The 16,982-nt window shown below is 41.3% G+C and carries 21 protein-coding genes; 9 read left to right on the top strand and 12 right to left on the bottom strand.

Annotation, left to right across the window (positions count from 1 at the left end; all coding sequences use genetic code 11):
- Positions 1 to 5 precede the first annotated feature (5 nt).
- Positions 6 to 347 (top strand): cupin domain-containing protein, encoded by a 342-nt coding sequence (locus V7K97_RS09080; protein ID WP_334800545.1) that lies wholly within the window; start codon positions 6 to 8, stop codon positions 345 to 347.
- Positions 348 to 514: 167 nt separating this feature from the next.
- Here V7K97_RS09080 and cobJ read toward each other — a convergent pair whose 3' ends face one another.
- The 4 genes from cobJ to V7K97_RS09060 all read right to left on the bottom strand — a co-directional run bounded on the left by cobJ (position 515) and on the right by V7K97_RS09060 (position 3,783).
- A complete protein-coding gene (gene cobJ / locus V7K97_RS09075) occupies positions 515 to 2,245 on the bottom strand; it encodes a precorrin-3B C(17)-methyltransferase (protein ID WP_334800720.1) in 1,731 nt (576 codons plus the stop codon).
- 62 nt (positions 2,246 to 2,307) lie between these two features.
- On the bottom strand, positions 2,308 to 2,799 hold the full coding sequence (locus tag V7K97_RS09070; RefSeq protein ID WP_334800544.1) for a hypothetical protein: 492 nt from the start codon (positions 2,797 to 2,799) through the stop codon (positions 2,308 to 2,310).
- The gene (locus V7K97_RS09065; RefSeq protein WP_334800543.1) at positions 2,777 to 3,517 is read right to left on the bottom strand and encodes a DNA methyltransferase; all 741 of its coding nucleotides are present in this window, start codon (positions 3,515 to 3,517) and stop codon (positions 2,777 to 2,779) included. Before V7K97_RS09065 ends, V7K97_RS09070 begins: the two co-directional genes overlap by 23 nt.
- A gap of 134 nt (positions 3,518 to 3,651) precedes the next feature.
- The gene (locus V7K97_RS09060; protein ID WP_334800542.1) at positions 3,652 to 3,783 is read right to left on the bottom strand and encodes a type II toxin-antitoxin system HicB family antitoxin; all 132 of its coding nucleotides are present in this window, start codon (positions 3,781 to 3,783) and stop codon (positions 3,652 to 3,654) included.
- Positions 3,784 to 4,045: 262 nt separating this feature from the next.
- On the opposite strand from V7K97_RS09060, the gene V7K97_RS09055 reads away from it, so the two are divergent.
- From V7K97_RS09055 to V7K97_RS09045, 3 genes are all read left to right on the top strand, one after another.
- Entirely contained in the window at positions 4,046 to 4,294 is a 249-nt protein-coding gene (locus V7K97_RS09055; protein ID WP_334800541.1) for a helix-turn-helix domain-containing protein, read from the top strand.
- Between the two features lie 98 nt (positions 4,295 to 4,392).
- Positions 4,393 to 4,725, top strand: coding sequence for a hypothetical protein (locus V7K97_RS09050; protein ID WP_334800540.1), 333 nt, complete (start codon positions 4,393 to 4,395; stop codon positions 4,723 to 4,725).
- Complete coding sequence (locus V7K97_RS09045; RefSeq protein WP_334800539.1) at positions 4,709 to 4,966, top strand: hypothetical protein; 258 nt, start codon at positions 4,709 to 4,711, stop codon at positions 4,964 to 4,966. Before V7K97_RS09050 ends, V7K97_RS09045 begins: the two co-directional genes overlap by 17 nt.
- 11 nt (positions 4,967 to 4,977) lie before the next feature.
- Here the strand turns inward: V7K97_RS09045 and V7K97_RS09040 are convergent, their stop codons facing one another.
- Positions 4,978 to 6,087: a DNA-methyltransferase gene (locus V7K97_RS09040; RefSeq protein WP_334800538.1), complete on the bottom strand. Its 1,110-nt coding sequence runs from the start codon at positions 6,085 to 6,087 to the stop codon at positions 4,978 to 4,980.
- A 119-nt stretch (positions 6,088 to 6,206) separates the two neighbouring features.
- Between V7K97_RS09040 and V7K97_RS09035 the strand changes: the two genes are divergently transcribed.
- Positions 6,207 to 6,341, top strand: a complete 135-nt coding sequence (locus V7K97_RS09035) for a hypothetical protein (RefSeq protein ID WP_334800537.1) — start codon at positions 6,207 to 6,209, stop codon at positions 6,339 to 6,341.
- Between the two features lie 47 nt (positions 6,342 to 6,388).
- Here the strand turns inward: V7K97_RS09035 and V7K97_RS09030 are convergent, their stop codons facing one another.
- A complete protein-coding gene (locus V7K97_RS09030; RefSeq protein WP_334800535.1) occupies positions 6,389 to 7,093 on the bottom strand; it encodes a mobilization protein in 705 nt (234 codons plus the stop codon).
- A 245-nt stretch (positions 7,094 to 7,338) separates the two neighbouring features.
- On the bottom strand, positions 7,339 to 7,482 hold the full coding sequence (locus tag V7K97_RS09025; RefSeq protein ID WP_334800534.1) for a hypothetical protein: 144 nt from the start codon (positions 7,480 to 7,482) through the stop codon (positions 7,339 to 7,341).
- Between the two features lie 454 nt (positions 7,483 to 7,936).
- On the opposite strand from V7K97_RS09025, the gene V7K97_RS09020 reads away from it, so the two are divergent.
- Positions 7,937 to 8,653, top strand: a complete 717-nt coding sequence (locus V7K97_RS09020) for a PEP-CTERM sorting domain-containing protein (protein WP_334800533.1) — start codon at positions 7,937 to 7,939, stop codon at positions 8,651 to 8,653.
- A gap of 275 nt (positions 8,654 to 8,928) precedes the next feature.
- On the opposite strand, the gene V7K97_RS09015 is transcribed toward V7K97_RS09020, so the two are convergent.
- The 3 genes from V7K97_RS09015 to V7K97_RS09005 form a co-directional block, all read right to left on the bottom strand.
- Positions 8,929 to 9,318, bottom strand: coding sequence for a hypothetical protein (locus V7K97_RS09015; protein ID WP_334800532.1), 390 nt, complete (start codon positions 9,316 to 9,318; stop codon positions 8,929 to 8,931).
- Positions 9,319 to 9,774: 456 nt separating this feature from the next.
- Positions 9,775 to 9,963, bottom strand: a complete 189-nt coding sequence (locus tag V7K97_RS09010; protein ID WP_334800531.1) for a hypothetical protein — start codon at positions 9,961 to 9,963, stop codon at positions 9,775 to 9,777.
- Positions 9,964 to 10,303: 340 nt separating this feature from the next.
- A complete protein-coding gene (locus V7K97_RS09005) occupies positions 10,304 to 12,217 on the bottom strand; it encodes a transketolase C-terminal domain-containing protein (protein ID WP_334800529.1) in 1,914 nt (637 codons plus the stop codon).
- A 277-nt stretch (positions 12,218 to 12,494) separates the two neighbouring features.
- Here V7K97_RS09005 and V7K97_RS09000 point away from each other — a divergent pair, with 277 nt between their 5' ends.
- Positions 12,495 to 13,259 carry a DeoR/GlpR family DNA-binding transcription regulator gene (locus tag V7K97_RS09000; protein WP_334800527.1) on the top strand — a complete coding sequence of 255 codons (765 nt, stop codon included), beginning with the start codon at positions 12,495 to 12,497 and terminating at the stop codon, positions 13,257 to 13,259.
- 285 nt (positions 13,260 to 13,544) lie between these two features.
- On the opposite strand, the gene V7K97_RS08995 is transcribed toward V7K97_RS09000, so the two are convergent.
- Entirely contained in the window at positions 13,545 to 14,096 is a 552-nt protein-coding gene (locus V7K97_RS08995; protein WP_334800526.1) for a cytochrome b, read from the bottom strand.
- A gap of 340 nt (positions 14,097 to 14,436) precedes the next feature.
- Here V7K97_RS08995 and V7K97_RS08990 point away from each other — a divergent pair, with 340 nt between their 5' ends.
- A complete protein-coding gene (locus tag V7K97_RS08990) occupies positions 14,437 to 14,604 on the top strand; it encodes a hypothetical protein (protein ID WP_334800525.1) in 168 nt (55 codons plus the stop codon).
- 175 nt (positions 14,605 to 14,779) lie between these two features.
- On the opposite strand, the gene V7K97_RS08985 is transcribed toward V7K97_RS08990, so the two are convergent.
- Positions 14,780 to 15,418, bottom strand: coding sequence for a histidine phosphatase family protein (locus V7K97_RS08985; protein WP_334800523.1), 639 nt, complete (start codon positions 15,416 to 15,418; stop codon positions 14,780 to 14,782).
- A 585-nt stretch (positions 15,419 to 16,003) separates the two neighbouring features.
- Between V7K97_RS08985 and V7K97_RS08980 the strand changes: the two genes are divergently transcribed.
- Positions 16,004 to 16,978 (top strand): phosphate/phosphite/phosphonate ABC transporter substrate-binding protein, encoded by a 975-nt coding sequence (locus tag V7K97_RS08980; RefSeq protein ID WP_334800522.1) that lies wholly within the window; start codon positions 16,004 to 16,006, stop codon positions 16,976 to 16,978.
- Positions 16,979 to 16,982 lie beyond the last annotated feature (4 nt).

The following is a 16,982-nucleotide window of genomic DNA, read 5'->3' as shown; positions in this document are numbered from 1 at the left end:
TTAATATGACTGATACTACCGTTACGAAAATAGATTCTACCCATTCCCCTAAAGGTAAACTCGGTCAAAAATATCTTGCTTCTGGCAAAGATGTTGCCATGCGTCTTTGGGAAGACGAACAACCAAGCGAAGATAAAGAGCCAAGTTTGCGCGACTATGAAACAGTTGGTTATGTAATTAATGGTCGTGCCGAGTTGCACATTGAAGGACAAACGATTTTGCTAGAGCCTGGAAGTTCTTGGGTTGTACCTAAAGGAGCCAGCCACACATACAAAATCTTAGAATCATTCACTGCTGTTGAGGCCACTAGTCCGCCTGCTCAAGTTCACGGGCGGGATGAAAATTGAAATGGGGATTCATATCATGTCCGCTTGATTACTTATTAAACGCGAAGAACCCCACCCCCGCCAAAGCTACGCTTCGTCTCCCCTCCCCGCAAGCTCTTAGGGGTTGGGGGTGGGGTGTAATGACTGTGGTTAGCAAGCCCTAATTATGCGGACATGATAAGTTTATATCAACAATTCGTGTCAGTATAGCGACGCGGCGTATAAACCCAGATACTCCCATCGCTGCGTTTGATGGTTCGGGTTTTTGTGGAACCAACCAGAATAATTGTCCGCATATCGGCGGTTGCTGGTGCTAACTGCTCAAGTGCGATCGCTTTCACTGTCTGTCCTGCTCTACCAAGATTCCGCGCCAATACTACTGGTGTATCGGGTCTTCGATGTTGCAACAAAATATTTCTCGCTTCTGCCAGTTGCCAGGTACGCTCTTTGGAAACAGGATTGTAGAAAGCAATGACGAAATCAGCCTCAGCAGCAGCAGTAATTCGTTGGGCGATCGCAGACCAAGGCTTCAAAATGTCAGAGAGAGAAATTGCACAAAAGTCATGTCCCAGGGGCGCACCAATGGCGGCGGCGGCGGCTTGCATAGCAGAGATGCCGGGTGCAACATGAATGTCGATACTGTCCCATTGGGGTTGAGGATAGCGATCGCACACCTCGAAAACTGCTGTTGCCATTGCATAGATGCCAGGATCGCCAGATGAAACTACAGCTACATATCGCCCAGATGCCGCCAAATCAAGTGCAAAAGTTGCCCGTGCTTCTTCTTCGCGGTTGTCGGACTCATGCCGTTCTTTGCCATCAGCCAGAGAACCAACTAAATCTAAATAAGTTTTATAACCCACGAGGTCAGTTGCCGACTTGAGTATCTCCTTAACTTCTGGAGACATCCACAACGATCCACCGGGTCCAGTGCCAATAATTGCTAACCGTCCACGTGGCTGACCAATGGTGTTGGGGTCAATTGGTTGGGGGGCAATGGCGATCGCAATGTGAGGAGATGGGGATAAGGGAGATGTCCCTGTGGCGGCGATCGCTGCGGCTTGGGCGGGGCTATAACCTTGTGAAAGTAGACTTTCTAGCTGATTTGGGGTGAAAAAGCGGGCGGGTACTCTCAAGGCGCTAGCTATGGCATTGATTGCTGGATTGGTGGCGGCGGCGATGGGTGCAAATATGCCGGCGACTGATGCTTTTTCTAGTGCCGCATCAGCTAGTAGTTGGTGTAATAACGCTACTGCATCATCAATAATCATGTCACTAATTGCGATCGCGATCGTTGCTGGGTGGTAGACAAGACAGTTGGCTGTGGGAGTTACCAGGCGTTCTGTAACTTTGATGGTCAAATCTCCAATTGGATCTATGGGCAATTTGCGATCGCTCAACCAAGGTGCTATGCCTTCTAGTTTGACTTGTGCCCCAGCTAGCAAATCGGAGATAAATTTCTTCCCATCGTCTGGGTTTGCTAAATGGTATCCGGGCGGAGGAGATAACAGGGTTGTGCCCCAACGTAAATCCCCTGTGGTGGTAATTGCAGGTTTGACATCCAGGGCTTCAGCAATGCGGCGTGCCAAATCATTGACCCCACCAAGTCCGCCCAATAGGGGGACAACAGCGCTTCCATCTTCAGCCACAGCTAGCACTGGTGGTTCCTGTCGTTTATCCGAGAGGAGGGGAGCTAAGGTCCTAATTAAAATGCCGGCGGCACAGATGCCAATCAGCGGCCTTCCCTCGACAAATAACTCGCGCAACGTCTCGCTAAAGTTAGTAAAGCTGACATCAACTCCCGATGTACGACCCTCTAGACCGTATAGTGTTGCCCCTGGTATGACACTGATTATTTTGCGTGCTACTGTGACGCTATTTTGACCTAATATTACAATGGCGGGTGCAACGTTGATCATCACTTAATTACGAATTACGAATTACGTTAGCGTAGCCCATTACGAATTATTTAATTAGCACTTTAAATAAATGTTCTTAGAAATTTGAGTGCTTCAATTTTATTGTTAAATATGGCGTGAATTAAGTCACCATTATTATAACGAATATCAATCTCGTATTTTAATGGTGGGGCTAATGTAGGTTGATTATCTGGATAGTTATGAATATATTCAATAGCATTTTCGACAGTGGCAGTTTGTTGAGATAGCCCATGTAGGACAATGACATTTACCTGTTGGACTAGTCTAGCAAATGACTGCTCTAAGGTATTGATAAATTTATCTGTCTGGAATTTTTCAAGACTTAACATTTGATTCTTGATGTTAGTAATATCTGGCGCTGATAATTTTTTCCATTGCTCAATCTTATTTTGAAAGTCTGTTTCTAACGTACTTTCATTGAAAGATGCATTTATACCAACAGATGTAAATGATTTAACGATGTTTTCATACTTAAGATAAAGAATTTTAAAGCCCTTAGATTCTAATTGATCAAGCGCTCCTTGAGTAAACACACCTGCTAGTCCGAGCATCAGATTGAATAAGTGTAGCAATAGAAGCCGCCATTTTTCCGGCAATTCTCATGTCTGTAGCTATACTCTCTGCCATTAGCCCAAAAGCAGACATTGCATCTAAAGAATATTGTTTCTTTTTATTTGGTAAAATGTACTGCCAAGGTGCAGTTCCAGCATGAGAAACATGACGAAGAATTGATACAAGTGTTAACCAAACTAACTGAGATTCAGATGAATCATCAGCAAGTTTTTCCCAAGATTGGCGCAATCTATCTAAAGACTCAAGTGAAGATATACTAAAGCATTCATGAATCAGTTTCGGGTATGTATCTACACAGGGCTGAACATTTTCGGCACATTTTATAACTTTTTCTATATGTTCAAGATAAGTATCAGCGTCAGTTTGATATAAAAGTTTAGCTCTTGCTATACGCACAACAAAGGGATGAGCCTCAATTCCCAAACATTCAACTCCAAGCTTTTCAGATGCGAGTAAGGTTGTACCAGAACCAGAGAATGGATCTAAGACAGTAGTTTCTCCTCGTTCTTTAGCTTGGGTAATTATAGTTTCAACCCATTGTGCAGAGAAACCTGCACTAAATCTAAACCAGCGATGAACTGGCAGTTTCATGTTATTAATGAATGTAGATGAACTATCCAAGGATTGGGGAGTGCAAGAAGAAAATTCCTGAAATGGCAATTCTAATTGTAGATTCATGTGGATAGTTATTATTGTTTAGGAAGCGATCGCTGGAAAATAAATAGGTAAAATGCGGCTTTGCAATACTAGTACACAGTATTTATCGCAGTTGGTTAAAATGTTCCTCTATAATACCCAACTGCTTTAGAATTTCATAAAATACAACGGGCCTCATCTGGCGTTTGTCCCCAAGGGTGACAACCGGAAATCGCTGGTATGTAGGCGACAAATGTACCATTGTTATCGGGACGGATAACAGTAGTGTAGTCTTTTAAAGACTTCATGGGGATAGCCGCAAGTTTGAGTTACACCTTCAGTTTACAGCGATATATCACGACAAGTTGCTGTGTGTCTACGCATTTGGGTAATTAGGGGTGCGATGTCTACGAAGGGCTACGCCTACGCGCATGGTTTCTTCATAGTAGCTTTTGAAAACCCATTTTGGGTTTATCCTGTATTAGGTTTTAGAATTTAACTGAGTTCAGTAATATGTACTAACTCTCATTGAGATCGAATAAACCATCGCCAGAAAAAAGGCAAACTAAAGTGCCTAAATCAGTTTTCAGCGAAGAGTACAATCAGTTTCGCCAGCTACTTATCGAAGCCCGCAAAGCTGCGAAGCTCACTCAAGCAGAGTTGTCGGCAAAGCTAGAGCTTCCGCAATCCTATGTATCAAAGTATGAACGTGGAGAGCGTCGTCTTGACGTTATTGAATTTTTACAAGTTGCCCAAATGCTTGAAATAGATCCGCTTGCTTTTATCGAAGAACTGTTGAAATATCAAAAGGAGACATAATAATCATTATTCAATATGTTGACTTTAACGCCGCAGATACAATCATTAATACCCAATATCAGAACGAATGGCATGAGATTAGTACTATTCTCACTAGAATGCCTTTGCATATCAAAGCTTCAGATCAAGCTGGAATTCAGGGTAATGCAATATTCGATCCAGTAGGTACGAACGAATATATTAAAGCTGCGTTTATTCATGATGGTTGGCAATCAAATATACCTATTCCAGCACCTTACAGATTTTTAGGTACAGAGGTTGATTTTGCCAAAGCTGGCATTATCATTGAAATTCAGTTTTCTAACTATCCCTTCCTACTCAATAACACTTTGCGCTCAGAATTATTCTTCAAAGCTAAAACTGAATTTGTTGGATACCCGACTAATCTGGTAATTCTGGTGACAAAGGCTCTGAATGTTTCCTGCTTCTAATAGCACACTTTATTACGAGCAAGCTGTTAATCAGTTAACGGCTTTGACTAAATATCAATTTTTTGATATACCAATCAGACTGGTTGGATTATTTGAACAACAAAATACAATAGTGCCCATCATCTGGACTGAGTATTTATCTAAAAGATATTCTAGAACTGTGAATACTAGAGTTAGTCGCCAATGCCAAATTATTGCTGGACGTTCAGCCCGTAGTCGTTGTCTACTTAACTTATTGTAAAAATCAATCTATTAACTCCATAATCTCAGTTCAATTTGTTCTACTTCTTCTACTGGTTTTACTGTTTCATTTGGCAAAGAGGTCTTTTTCCCATTACCATTAAGTTTTGCATCTACTGGAATCTCTTCACCTCTTAGATTAGCTGCAAAAGCAGATTCTTCATAGATTAGTCTATCTTCCATTTCTTGTAAGTGATACTCTTCTGGATAAAATTTTGCTTTGCTGCGTTCTGAAGCTTTATTTCCTACTTGGACATCAAACTTAAATCTATCAATAGACTGACCAGTTTTCTCAACATAATCGCGCAATGTTTTTAAATTCGGAAAACAACCATTTGTATCTGGATTGCCACTCAGACGACGCAACGCAACTTGATGATATTTTGGTTCAATTTCTGAACCGATAAAATGGCGTTCATGATCTCTAGCAACCACCGCCGTAGTACCAGATCCTATATATGGATCTAAAACAATATCATTTTTGTTAGTTGTAGCTAAGATAATTCTAGCTACCAAGTCTTCTGGAAATTGGCAGGGATGTATAGTTTGTTCTTCATGGTTGTGTTTCACATTGCGAAATAGCCAAATATCACCAGGATTTTTACCTTCTGGATTGCATGAAAGTTCCCCCTTGCGATTTCCCCGATAATGTTTCTTGTTTTGATACTTTTGGGGAACTCTAATAGGATCTAGATTAAATTTATAGTTATCAGATTTAGTAAACCAAAGAATAGTTTCATGTCTACACGAAAACTTTTTTTGGGCATGAAGACCATGTTGCCTAGCCCATATAATTCGGTTGCGAGGAATTAATCTGCATGACTCTAAAATCGGAAAAAAGCGAATATCCAGAGGAATCAACATTCCTCGGTCAGAAAAAGCACCAACTTGCCAAAATATCGAGCCTGTATTTTTGAGGATTCGGCTACATTCAAGCAGAACGGCTGTTTGTTGTGCCAAATAAATCTCAAGAGCCTGTCTTGATTCGTATTCTTTGCCTAGATTATAAGGTGGAGAGGATACAACTAAGTCAACACATTCATCTGGCAGATTACTGAGCAGTTGTAAGCTATCCTCTAAGAGAATCTGGTCTAAGGGTAGATTCTCTCTATTAGTCTTCATTACGATACCTACCTTGCAAGTAATACTAGACTCTGGTAATTATAACCTATTTTAGGTTATGAGCCAATTATTAATAAAAATATCAATAAGAAGTAGAGTATAATATCCTACTTACTATAATGATCTACCTTGATAGCGTAGACAGATCCAAAGGCGATCGCATTTCTGAGAGAATTAGGAGTGCGATGTCTACGACGGGCAACTCTTGGAGAGGCTACGCCAACGCCTACGCACTAATTACTTTAGCCGTTTAAAATCTTCTTCTGTAATGGTTTAATTTGAGGTTAAAAATTTTCCAAAGCTATTCAACTTTTTCATACCAGATTCCTACTCTCTCAAAAGCACCATAAGCAAGCTTCAGAAAATTCATTACTCTCTGTCTCCCAATTATCCCAAATTCTTTATACTCTCTCGCCTGTGCAAACGTCAGGCGATTTTGGTCAATTATGTTTCTTTCTCTATATGCTAACTTCGGAAAATCTATGACTTTTATCTTATATTTATTTACTATTTTCTGAAAGTTTGCGTCTGACTCTATATGCTCCCAGTCATCACACAGCCCTAAATTCCTTACCAGAATATGAGGGATTCTCTCACCGTAGGTATTCACTGACTGAGCAAACAGGTTGATGCTGTCGTATCCTCCTGTCGATACAAACCATTTGCAAAACATCACTCCCTGGGAACTCCCTAGTTCAATTAATTGATTAGAATCAATCCACCCTTGTACTGCTCTATGGGATTGTGCGGCTAAATTTACAATTACTGGTTTTTCTACCGCCCACTCAAATATTCTATCTGCCTTATCTGCCTGTCGTTCATTCTCACTAAACACAGCATACTTACATATCTCCTTATACACTTCTGCTACATCTGGATTCGATCTATCTGTGTCCACTGCTACAAACGGGATTTTCTTATCCAGACAATACTGAATTATTGTCCTGCTAAAGAGAGATTTTCCTACCCCGCCTTTTTCACCATCTACCAAATGAATCGTCGGCATTACAGCAACCTCTAAATACTTATTCACTTATTCAAGTTTGATACATTTTTGCCCGACTGAGAACTTTTTGGTGGTTTCCGCCTAAGCGACTTGCGCTGTACAAAAGCTACGTAGGGTTTACACCCAAGATTCAATGGTCAATGTTCTCACTTGTTGAGGTAGCATTTTTATCTGGATGGATAACAGTGGTGTCGTCTTGTCAAGACTTTATGGGGATAGCAGTAAGTTGGAGTTACACCTTCAGTTTACAGCGATCGCTGACGACAAGTTGCTGTGCGATCATAAATTGTTAAATTCTCATCGCTCATCTCTTCTTCAGCGTGTAGCGTCATTAAATATTGGCGAGAGGCAATTCCATCCCGCATTTGTTGCAAAATTTCATCAGACAAGGTAGTAATCTCATACGAATTAGACTTTAACAGTTTACTTCCCGATAAATTATTTTAAATGAGCAAAAAATGTTTAAGTGTTTACCTGGATGTACTGCTCCAAAAAAGTCATATAACACCGTAAATGCACTGATTTTTCCACATGATCAAGCCAATCTCGGATATCGGTAAACCCAAATGCCTATCTGTCATCGTGCCTGATTTTCCATAATCATTTGGATAACTTTTATATGTAATGACGACAGTATTTATACGCAAATTTTGAATTTGAAATTAAAGTTCATAAACAAATTAATGAAAACAATCTTTGTAAGAAAGTTCGTTAAACATATCTGTTTGAGAGTTGCTAATTTCTAGGCAAAAATTTAGAGTTTAAGGGTGCAATTAAAAAATCACAATCTAAGATTTTTAATTTAATCTCTTGAGTTCAAGTTCCAACCTGATATCTCACATAATGAACTTATCTCTCCGCACCTTATCAATTAGCGCAATTTTTGCTATTTTTTCAGCTGTAGGTATCAGCCAAGCACCTGCTTCTGCTACCCCAGTTTCCCCAGTGAACTTACTTGTTAATGGCAGCTTTGACGATACAATTTTAGCTCCTAATACATGGGCAACTTATTCTCAGATCAACGGTTGGTCTGCAACTCCAAACGGTAAAATTGAAGTTCAAAGTGGTGTAGCTGGCACTCCTTATGATGGTTCAAACCTGGTAGAGTTAGATAGTGACAATTATAATCCCAGTAATTTTTCTGCAACTAACCCCTTGGGTTTATACCAAGATGTTGCAACTGTAGTAGGTCAAGCATACACTCTATCTTTTGCCTACTCTGCTCGTCCGGGTACAGCCGCAAATGAGAATGTCTTTAGTGCCTTGGTTGGTGACTCCGCCAATACTGGCAACATTTTAAACCAGGTCATTTCTGATGGTGCTGGTGGTGCAAATACTGCTTGGTCAATCTTTACTACAACTTTCACAGCTAACAGTGCGCTATCACGAATACAATTTAACTATGACGGGCCTTTAGATACATTTGGGGCGTATATTGATGATGTGAAACTGGTAAAAGATGTTCCAGAACCCGATGCAATTGTGGGAATCGCTTTAGTTGGTCTGGGATTAGTTACTTTGAAAAAGCGCAATACTTTCAAGAAAGACATTCAGTGCTAGAAGATTGAGTAATCAGGCTATTGCACGTTTGCTTCATATAACGGGTGATTGTCCTAGATTCCTCAGTCGGTCTGATGCAGAGGGTCAGTTACATTAACAGCTGATGCCTGATGCTTGCTTCGTGGTGGTTTTTAATTGTCAACAGAAAGAAAATATGATTGAAAGTAATGGAGAGGCGATCGCATTCTCTCAAAAAAGGCGATCGCTTCTTAAATTGGGGATTGGGACTCCAACCAAATATTCAAAGAATTTCTTCCCCAATCCCCAATCCCAACTCAATTCGCTTTCCGCTCTTTCAGCACCTGATCTAACAAGTTTCTAGCAGGTTGGGCTTTAGCCAACGCTACTTGATGGTCATTATAAGCACGAACAAGGCGAGAAAGACTGCTCACACCTGCCTTAAGTTGCTCAAGTTCTTCACCAGCAACCAGTTCCCCATCAAGCATCCGCCCAATCAACGGTTTAATATCGCCCACTTCCTGCCGGACTTTTTGGAGCTTTTCTAGAGTACTCAATAAAGTTTTTAGTGAGTTTAATATATCATCAATATCCTGGGCATCCTCCACTGGCTCAGGGGAATTTTCAATTGTTACCGTATCTTTGTCTGAAACTGTAGGCAATTCCTCTACAGACGTTTCACTTGTAATCCCGTTTGACTTCACCATTAACGCTTCCTCAAGGAATTTTTCTCAGTGTATCGCTGATTTCAAGTTCCCAAAGATAATATTGTTATAATTCGTTAAATAAATAGTTGTACAAATTCAACTTTAGATAAAAATTGGTCAAAGACTTATTTAGCCATAAGAGCCTATCAAACAATATATTTGTGTCAGATGCGAAGCGCTAGCGCCATTTTCGAGAATCATTTGTAGATTATTTACAGTGTTGCTGGAGAAGAGATACAGCCAGATCAAAACTATTCGGTTGAGTTTGGACTGCATAAGCTTCTCTTTCTAAATCTTGCCTGTGGAAATCGTTATAGCGCATAAAAAATGGTCGCGCATAATTGATCGGCTGAATATTTAAACCTAAAGTTTTTATTTTCCCCTTTCCTGCACATACTTGTGCGGCATGAACAGCTTCGTGAATTAGGGTTTGAGTCCCGATGTGTAGCTCAAAAACTACTGGATTAATCCAAATTTTTTTTTGGCTTCTTGTAATAAACCATAAGCACCTCGCCTTGGTGGTAGCTCAATTACTACCTGAAATCCAAATTTTTCTAATTTATTTTTTAAATCTAGAAATTTCCGGTCATGGGTCGATGCTTGAGAAAGTAATAATAAAGAATTTAATAGGAAAGTTTCGATCATTACACTTTATCAGAATGTTGGTTGAAAACCCCGAAATTTAATCCTAAAAACCCAAAAACCTTTTAGGATTAAACGTCTTTTACGGGAGCATCCCAATGAGAGCTTAAATCTTTTCCCATCTTTGGGAGAGGGGAGACATTAACTCTAGTTACCCTTCTCCCATCTTTGGGAGAAGGGGTTAGGGGATGAGGGCTATCAAGGTTTTTGCACATTTGGGATGCTCCCTCTTTTACAGCTATTTTCAGGTAAATAGACCTCGCGGTAGGGGCAATTCATGAATTGCCCCTACGAGAGATGTAGTTCAAGCTGTAACTCCGAGATGAAAGGCATAGAAAGGGATTTATTTAACTAAATCTTTCACCTTATTCATAATACTCACTGAATCAATGCCTTGATACGGAAATTGTTCCCACAAACCGCCGCAACCTTCTTTATGAGTACCAAGATAAGCATATTTGGGAGTCAACCCACGCTCTAACAGCCAGCTACCAAAACGGCTGCCCAATCCAGTTTTACGGTTGAAGGATTCCACCACAAGTACAAAAGGAGCATTCCCGATTTTCACCATTATCTCTTCGTCAATAACATTCAGGGTTGGTTTATTTATCAAACCTACATCCAACCCTTCTTGCTGGAGACGCTCAACAGCATCGAGGGAACGATATAGAGCTTCACCAAAGCTGATAATGTAGCCTTGGGTTCCTTCTCGAATCACCTCATCTTTGCCTGGGACAAATTTATAATCGCCACCAAAAAAGTCTTGCCCGTTTTTGTCAAGAATATTAGGTACTTTAGAACGGGTGGAGAAAATAAACCGCAGTCCCGGATCAAAAAACACAGATTCTACACAGGCTTTCATTTGATTAACATCAGATGGAAAGTAAAGACGTGTTTCGTAGCCATCATCTAAACCATTGTCAGCGAACATATTATTTAAACCGAAGTGGCAGGTGTTATCTGCCATATCGTCGATACCTGAATGAGAAAAGTGGCAAAGTACATTGGAGTAGTTCAGCCGCGCCATTGTAATCTCGGAGATACACATTTCCAAGAAGGCGCTGAAGGTTCCGAAAATACCTTGCTTTCCTGCCTCCATGCCAAATCCAGCCGCCGCAGAAAAGTTACCCCGCTCCATAATGCCAGAGGAGATAAAAATTTCCGGGTATGCATCGTGAATCTTCTTCAGACCGCAGGAGCCTTCAAGATCGCTATCGATGACTCTGACCTTTTCCTTACGCTCTGCTTCACTGATGCGACTTAAGACAGCAACTACCGCATCACCGAAGACATTGCGGTTAGCATCCCATTTGTTACTGGAACCAAGAAAAGTGTAGGTTTGTTTTGGTTTTTCAATGCTCTTGAGGTATTCGATCGCAGCAGTTTGTTGGCGTGATTCAAGATATTGAATTGCTAAATCTACAGAAATCACATCATGACCGTGGGTAGAACCTTCTAACCCTTTAATCCCAGGACACATGGGGCGTTTATTAATAATCGCAATTGGTCCAGGAGTAGTTACAGCTTCGCAAATCCGACGGTATAAGTCGTCTAAGTCTTCTCCATCTCCTGCGAGTATCTTCAACCCATGCCCTTCTAAGGTTTTGGCGACGGTGAAACCGGGTAAGTATTTTGAAGGATGTCCGGCGATTGTGACATCATTATCATCAATGATTAGCTTGACATTAAGATGTTGAGCGACAGCCAAACGAGCAGCTTCAGCGTCATCGCCTTCCTGCTGGGAACCATCGGAACCAAGACAGAAAACAACTTTACCTGGATTTGCGATCGCCACACCATTAACATAAGGCCACAGATGGCCTAGTCGTCCAGAACTAAATTTTACACCAGGAGTTAACCCCAATTCCGGGTGTCCTGGTAAGCCGGAGTGGGCTTCTCGATAGTGTAAAAGTTTCTCACTTGGTAAGTCACCATGCAAGGCTGCCATTAGATACTGGGTTGCAACTCGATGTCCGGCTTCATCAAAGAAAATCGGCACAAATTGATCCGATGCTGACCGAAATAAAGCATCAAGTATCACCACCTCTGGTACTGTGTCATAAGGTCCTCCAGTATGACCACCCACCCCTCTAGCCGCTCCGGTGGCTGTAAAAAAGACGATCGCATCACGGCAAAGTTGAATATTTGCTTTTAGGCTCTCTCGTTGCTCTGGGGTAAGAGTTGCATTGGCTGCATTCAGAACCGGAGGCTTGTAAGCACTCAAATCAATGGGAAATTGAATCTTAGTAACAGTCATAAATTATTCCTTGGATTTAAACCGATTTAGACAGAACAACGGTATTTGCCAACTCTGGAAAAAGCTATATCTGAAATTCGAGCAATAGTAATCTAACGCCTTTCTCTCAACAAAGCAGGGTGTGAAAAGTAATTGAAAATGCAGCTAAGATTGTTAAATCCCGCTTGCGTGAATGTGCTGGAATTTTCAGAAATATGCAGAAACCTGCATAGCTATGAGTATAAACTCACAAACGCGCAATTTCAAGACTAAATATGCAACTTCAGGAAAATCAACTATGCTAACTGCGGAGCGACGACAATTCATCTTGGAGATTCTGCGTCGTGACAAAAAGGTGCTGTCGTCGGAACTCAGCGTTGTTCTCAAGGTTTCTGAGGATACGATTCGTCGGGATCTGCGAGAATTAGCTGAATCCGGTTTTTTACAGCGCGTTCATGGAGGGGCACTTCTGGCTTCTCCAGCTCTTGCAAGTTATGCCGATCGCCAAAAACAAGCACCGAAAGAAAAAGAAGCGATCGCTCGTGCAGCTGCAAAATTGGTCTGTACAGGGCAAGTAGTAATTTTAGATGGAGGTACAACAACGCTCCAAGTAGCCCGTCATTTGCCCTTGGATTTGCAAGCAACAATTGTGACCAATAGCCCTCCCATTGCGATCGCCTTGGCAGAACATCCCCATATTGAAGTTGTCATGTTAGGCGGACAACTGTACAAAAAAGCCTTGGTAAATGTTGGTACTACAACAGTTGAGGCATTACGGATGATTCGTGCAGATTTGTGCATGTTGGGCGTGTGTAGTCTACATCCAGAATTTGGGATTAGTGTACCGAACTTGGATGAAGCCCATGTCAAACGAGCGATGATTGCTGGAGCTGCGGAGGTAGTGGGATTAGTCACAGAAGAGAAGTTAGATACTGCTGCTCCTTATGTTGTGCAGTCGATTCATGCACTAACTTACCTGGTAACAGCACCGACTGTATCTGAGCGAATGCTAACTTCTTACAAAGCTTTAGGTTTGACGATCATCCGTGAGGAATCAGCTTGAATTAGAGTCAGTATATTTTATGGAAAGTTAATGACATTTTTTAACTCTATTGAGAATATACCTTGCTTATTAGACATCTTCAGAAAAGAAAAAAGACCCCTCTCCAAACCTCTCCCCGAAAGGTCGAGAGGCTTTAAAACCCCCCTTCCCTACGAGGGAAGGGGGGAAGGGGTGTTAGGTCTGGGTGCAAATTTGTGGTATCTAAATCTTTTTCGGAGATGTCTATTGATATGATGCACCCGCCCTGCTTGCCGCCGCAGGCATCGCCCTCAAATAATTAAATAACTACACTGACATTTTATACAATCTCCGCCAAATGCCCCGTAAATATCTCCACTGTTGTAGGGTGTGTAAAATAATAAAAACCAGAAAAGTGTAAGATAACCAAAAATGTAAGCTTGTACCCAAAAGGGCTAATTGCCTATTCTTAACAAATAGCTGTGGTAAAGCAATATTAGTACCGAAGATAATGATATCATGACCACCAGCATTAGATAATAAGTAACCGCTTAAAGGGACAAATATCATAAATAAGTACAGAGATGTATGGACAACAAATGTTTGCATCCAATTCTTTTTCTGCTGTGATAAACGCTTGTTATTTAGCTGAACACGTAACAGGAAAGTAATTCGTGCTAGTAACAAACTCATGACTATAACTCCAAGAGTTTTGTGGAAGTCATACAACGGTCGTCGATAGAAAACATCACGTCCTAAGTGAGTCATGTCAATTCCACCAGCAAACAAAAGCAAGTAGAAACTTGCCATCAGCCAATGTAGAAACCATAAACGCTGTTGTGTAATCTTTTTTATTTTAGGTATCGCAATGACAGTCACTTTATTTACTCCGAAAAAAATAATGGTATATCAATACTATTTTTAGGTATTGATCTGATAAAATACAGTACAAGTTACTAGTTTTCAGGATGGTTTAACTAATTACTAATTCGTCAGAAATTAAGAGAGTATTTTTGGTATGTGAAACAAATATAATCGGCGAAATATGCTAGTAACCAGAGAAAAAAGTCATAACTATAACCATGACTAAAATCATGGTTATAGTTATGACTTAGAGACGGAGAAAAATCAAAAAAAGCCTAGTACGACACGGCGTAAATAAAGCAACCATTTTAAATAGCCAGAAAGCCTACAAAATAAGCATTCTTTCTTTTTACTTTTGCCTTTTTACTTTTGCCTTCTTGTACTAGGCGCAGCCCGCACTTCTCTACGAGACGCTGCGCGAACGGCTGCGCTCAGTGACCGTCGTAGACATCGCTCTCCCCATTCAAGCGATCGCCCCCTGCCATTCTTAGAGGAAAAAAAAGCGATCGCTCTCATCTGCTAATCTGGACTATTGGCGATGCCGTTCGCGGAGCGTTACGCCTACGCCAGCCATAATCTAGACCAGGGCGCACCTGCACAACTTGCTGGTTTCCGTTGTCCTTGAACTTTCCCCTTCGCCAGCCAAGGACATAGACCGCTATCGCACTCCTCTTGTCTTGAAAATCGAGTGATGCCTATTATGTTCCCGGACGAGAGCGAATACGATCGGGTATATGATAGCGATCTCCTAATATTTCGAGCAAAGGACCATTAACGTCAAATTTAACCATACTTACCGACGCGACCAAAATATTCACCCGATAGCGATAGCGTCCCAAATCAATTCCCAGTAAGCTGCAAAGCATAATCCGAATCGTGGCTTTATGGGAAACTACTAAAACATTACCTTGGGGATGTTTTTCTTGGATTTCAGCAATTACAGGCATAGAACGGTTAGCAATATCTACCGCAGTTTCTCCACCTAGTGGTGCATTCCAAGCGGGTTCTGTCAACCATTTTACATAGTTTTCTGCGTAATTCTCTTGGGCAAATGATTTACTCTTCCTTTCCCATTCGCCGTAACTACCTTCTTTAAGTCCGTCACGCAACTGCATATCCATACCGATAGCATCACAAAATGGCTTGGCAGTTGCAATTGTGCGCTTCATCGGGCTAACATAAACAGCCTCCCACTTCAATTTTTGATAAACATCGGCAAAACCGGATGCCATCTGCATCCCCTCTGTTGTCAACTCCGCATCAGTTTCACCGCAGAAATTACCACTTTGACTAAAAGTAGTTTCTCCATGTCGCAGTAAATATAAATTGAGTGTCATAGCTTGTATGGCAATTGGGATCAAGGAGTTTGTGCAAAAATAAACTACCATCAATCTCGCAATCGAGTCTGTGACACCAGGACAAAGTAATCAACCAAAAAAGTCAGTTCCCCCACAAACTTTTGTCAACGAGATCAAAAGTAGCGATTTCAGCTATAGCATTTCCCAAGCTAGTAAGGTACACCCGTAGGGGCACGGCACTGCCGTGCCCCTACACCTTGCGATATAATGTTGTACCTCATCTGAATGGGAACAGCTATAGTACTCTAGTTTGAGCCAGGATACGGAAACAGCTAAACTATATTCAGCACTCAGTAGCTACCTGATTGGAGTAGATAATGGGAGAAGTGAAACGGCGCAAGAAGTCAGGGACTTCCAAAGAATAAATTATTCCAAAAAAAGTTGAGCCAGTGCTGAGTACTAAGTAACAATACTAATCTCTAATTCCCAATCCCTCTTTTTGATGTTCTGGTGTATGCAGTTCATGACGGCTATTTATTTTCAAGTTGGGAGAATGTATACCATTTTGGGATTAATAAATGTGAAACCCCTGTGAAGAGAACAAGCTCCAAAAGGATAAAAACCATGCAGCAGCAACTTTATAAAAAAGTTGTAACTAATATTCTTGGTAGAAGGATTATTTTTTTTACCTCAGTATTAGCGATCGCCATACTTGGTACGGCCTGTACTCCAACTCGTGAAAGTTCCTCTGCAACTCAACCGAGCATTGCTCAGTCGCCTACTAACACTAACAGTCAAGGTGGAGAAGAACAAGCAACCATTACAATGGCGGTGATTCCTTGGCAGGTTTCAGCCGAACAAGAAAAGAAACTCCAACCTTTGTCTGACTACCTGAGCAAAGCCCTAAAACGACCCTTTAAATTTGAAATTACTAAAGACTATGAAACAGCAATTGATTTATTGGTCAAAAAAAAGGTAGACATTGCCTACCTTGCACCCACAAGCTATATCGAAGCTCATCGCCGCGATCCCAAGGTTGAGCCATTGGTTGCTCAGATTAATAAAGAAACAAAGCGACCTTGGTACACAGCTGTAATTATTGCCAACAAAGAAAGTGGTATCAAAACCCTCAAGGATTTGAAGGGTAAGCGATTTGCTTTTGTCACCAAGTTATCGACATCTGGATATGTTGTACCGACAGCTCATTTTCAAGAAATAGGGATTAATCCTGAACGAGACTTTCGCTCGGTAATCTTTGCTGGTAGCCATGATAAAGCAAAACAAGCTTTAGTCAATGGGGAAGTAGATGCGATCGCAGACGATCGCCGCTCTTATACCGATCAAGTCAACGAAAAGAAGATTGACCCCAAAAAATACACAATTATCTGGGAATCTATCCCGCTTCCTAGCGTGCCCATTGTTGCCTCTAGTAAAGTCTCCGTCCAGTTGAAAGATGACTTGAAAAAGGCATTAATTGACGCACCCCCAGGTCTTGTAGACCCCACAGGCGGCATTGGAGTTGGCTATACTTTGGTGCAAGACGGAGATTACGACATCGTTAGAGAGTTGCAAAAGCGAGTTTCCAGCAAAGGAGGCTAACCAA

The sequence above is a fragment of the Nostoc sp. genome, assembly GCF_036917815.1.
Taxonomy (GTDB): Bacteria; Cyanobacteriota; Cyanobacteriia; order Cyanobacteriales; family Nostocaceae; genus Nostoc.
Note: the sequence above shows the minus strand (reverse complement) of the source record. Positions and strands in the feature narration are given on the sequence as shown.

What these genes read in the sequence shown, in the direction of transcription:
- V7K97_RS09080 (WP_334800545.1), top strand. Translation starts at nt 6, where the DNA reads ATGACTGATACTACCGTTACGAAAATAGATTCTACCCATTCCCCTAAA.
- cobJ (WP_334800720.1), bottom strand. Translation starts at nt 2,245, where the DNA reads ATGATCAACGTTGCACCCGCCATTGTAATATTAGGTCAAAATAGCGTC.
- V7K97_RS09065 (WP_334800543.1), bottom strand. Translation starts at nt 3,517, where the DNA reads ATGAATCTACAATTAGAATTGCCATTTCAGGAATTTTCTTCTTGCACT.
- V7K97_RS09060 (WP_334800542.1), bottom strand. Translation starts at nt 3,783, where the DNA reads ATGAAGTCTTTAAAAGACTACACTACTGTTATCCGTCCCGATAACAAT.
- V7K97_RS09050 (WP_334800540.1), top strand. Translation starts at nt 4,393, where the DNA reads ATGCCTTTGCATATCAAAGCTTCAGATCAAGCTGGAATTCAGGGTAAT.
- V7K97_RS09045 (WP_334800539.1), top strand. Translation starts at nt 4,709, where the DNA reads ATGTTTCCTGCTTCTAATAGCACACTTTATTACGAGCAAGCTGTTAAT.
- V7K97_RS09040 (WP_334800538.1), bottom strand. Translation starts at nt 6,087, where the DNA reads ATGAAGACTAATAGAGAGAATCTACCCTTAGACCAGATTCTCTTAGAG.
- V7K97_RS09035 (WP_334800537.1), top strand. Translation starts at nt 6,207, where the DNA reads ATGATCTACCTTGATAGCGTAGACAGATCCAAAGGCGATCGCATTTCT.
- V7K97_RS09030 (WP_334800535.1), bottom strand. Translation starts at nt 7,093, where the DNA reads ATGCCGACGATTCATTTGGTAGATGGTGAAAAAGGCGGGGTAGGAAAA.
- V7K97_RS09020 (WP_334800533.1), top strand. Translation starts at nt 7,937, where the DNA reads ATGAACTTATCTCTCCGCACCTTATCAATTAGCGCAATTTTTGCTATT.
- V7K97_RS09015 (WP_334800532.1), bottom strand. Translation starts at nt 9,318, where the DNA reads ATGGTGAAGTCAAACGGGATTACAAGTGAAACGTCTGTAGAGGAATTG.
- V7K97_RS09010 (WP_334800531.1), bottom strand. Translation starts at nt 9,963, where the DNA reads ATGATCGAAACTTTCCTATTAAATTCTTTATTATTACTTTCTCAAGCA.
- V7K97_RS09005 (WP_334800529.1), bottom strand. Translation starts at nt 12,217, where the DNA reads ATGACTGTTACTAAGATTCAATTTCCCATTGATTTGAGTGCTTACAAG.
- V7K97_RS09000 (WP_334800527.1), top strand. Translation starts at nt 12,495, where the DNA reads ATGCTAACTGCGGAGCGACGACAATTCATCTTGGAGATTCTGCGTCGT.
- V7K97_RS08985 (WP_334800523.1), bottom strand. Translation starts at nt 15,418, where the DNA reads ATGACACTCAATTTATATTTACTGCGACATGGAGAAACTACTTTTAGT.
- V7K97_RS08980 (WP_334800522.1), top strand. Translation starts at nt 16,004, where the DNA reads ATGCAGCAGCAACTTTATAAAAAAGTTGTAACTAATATTCTTGGTAGA.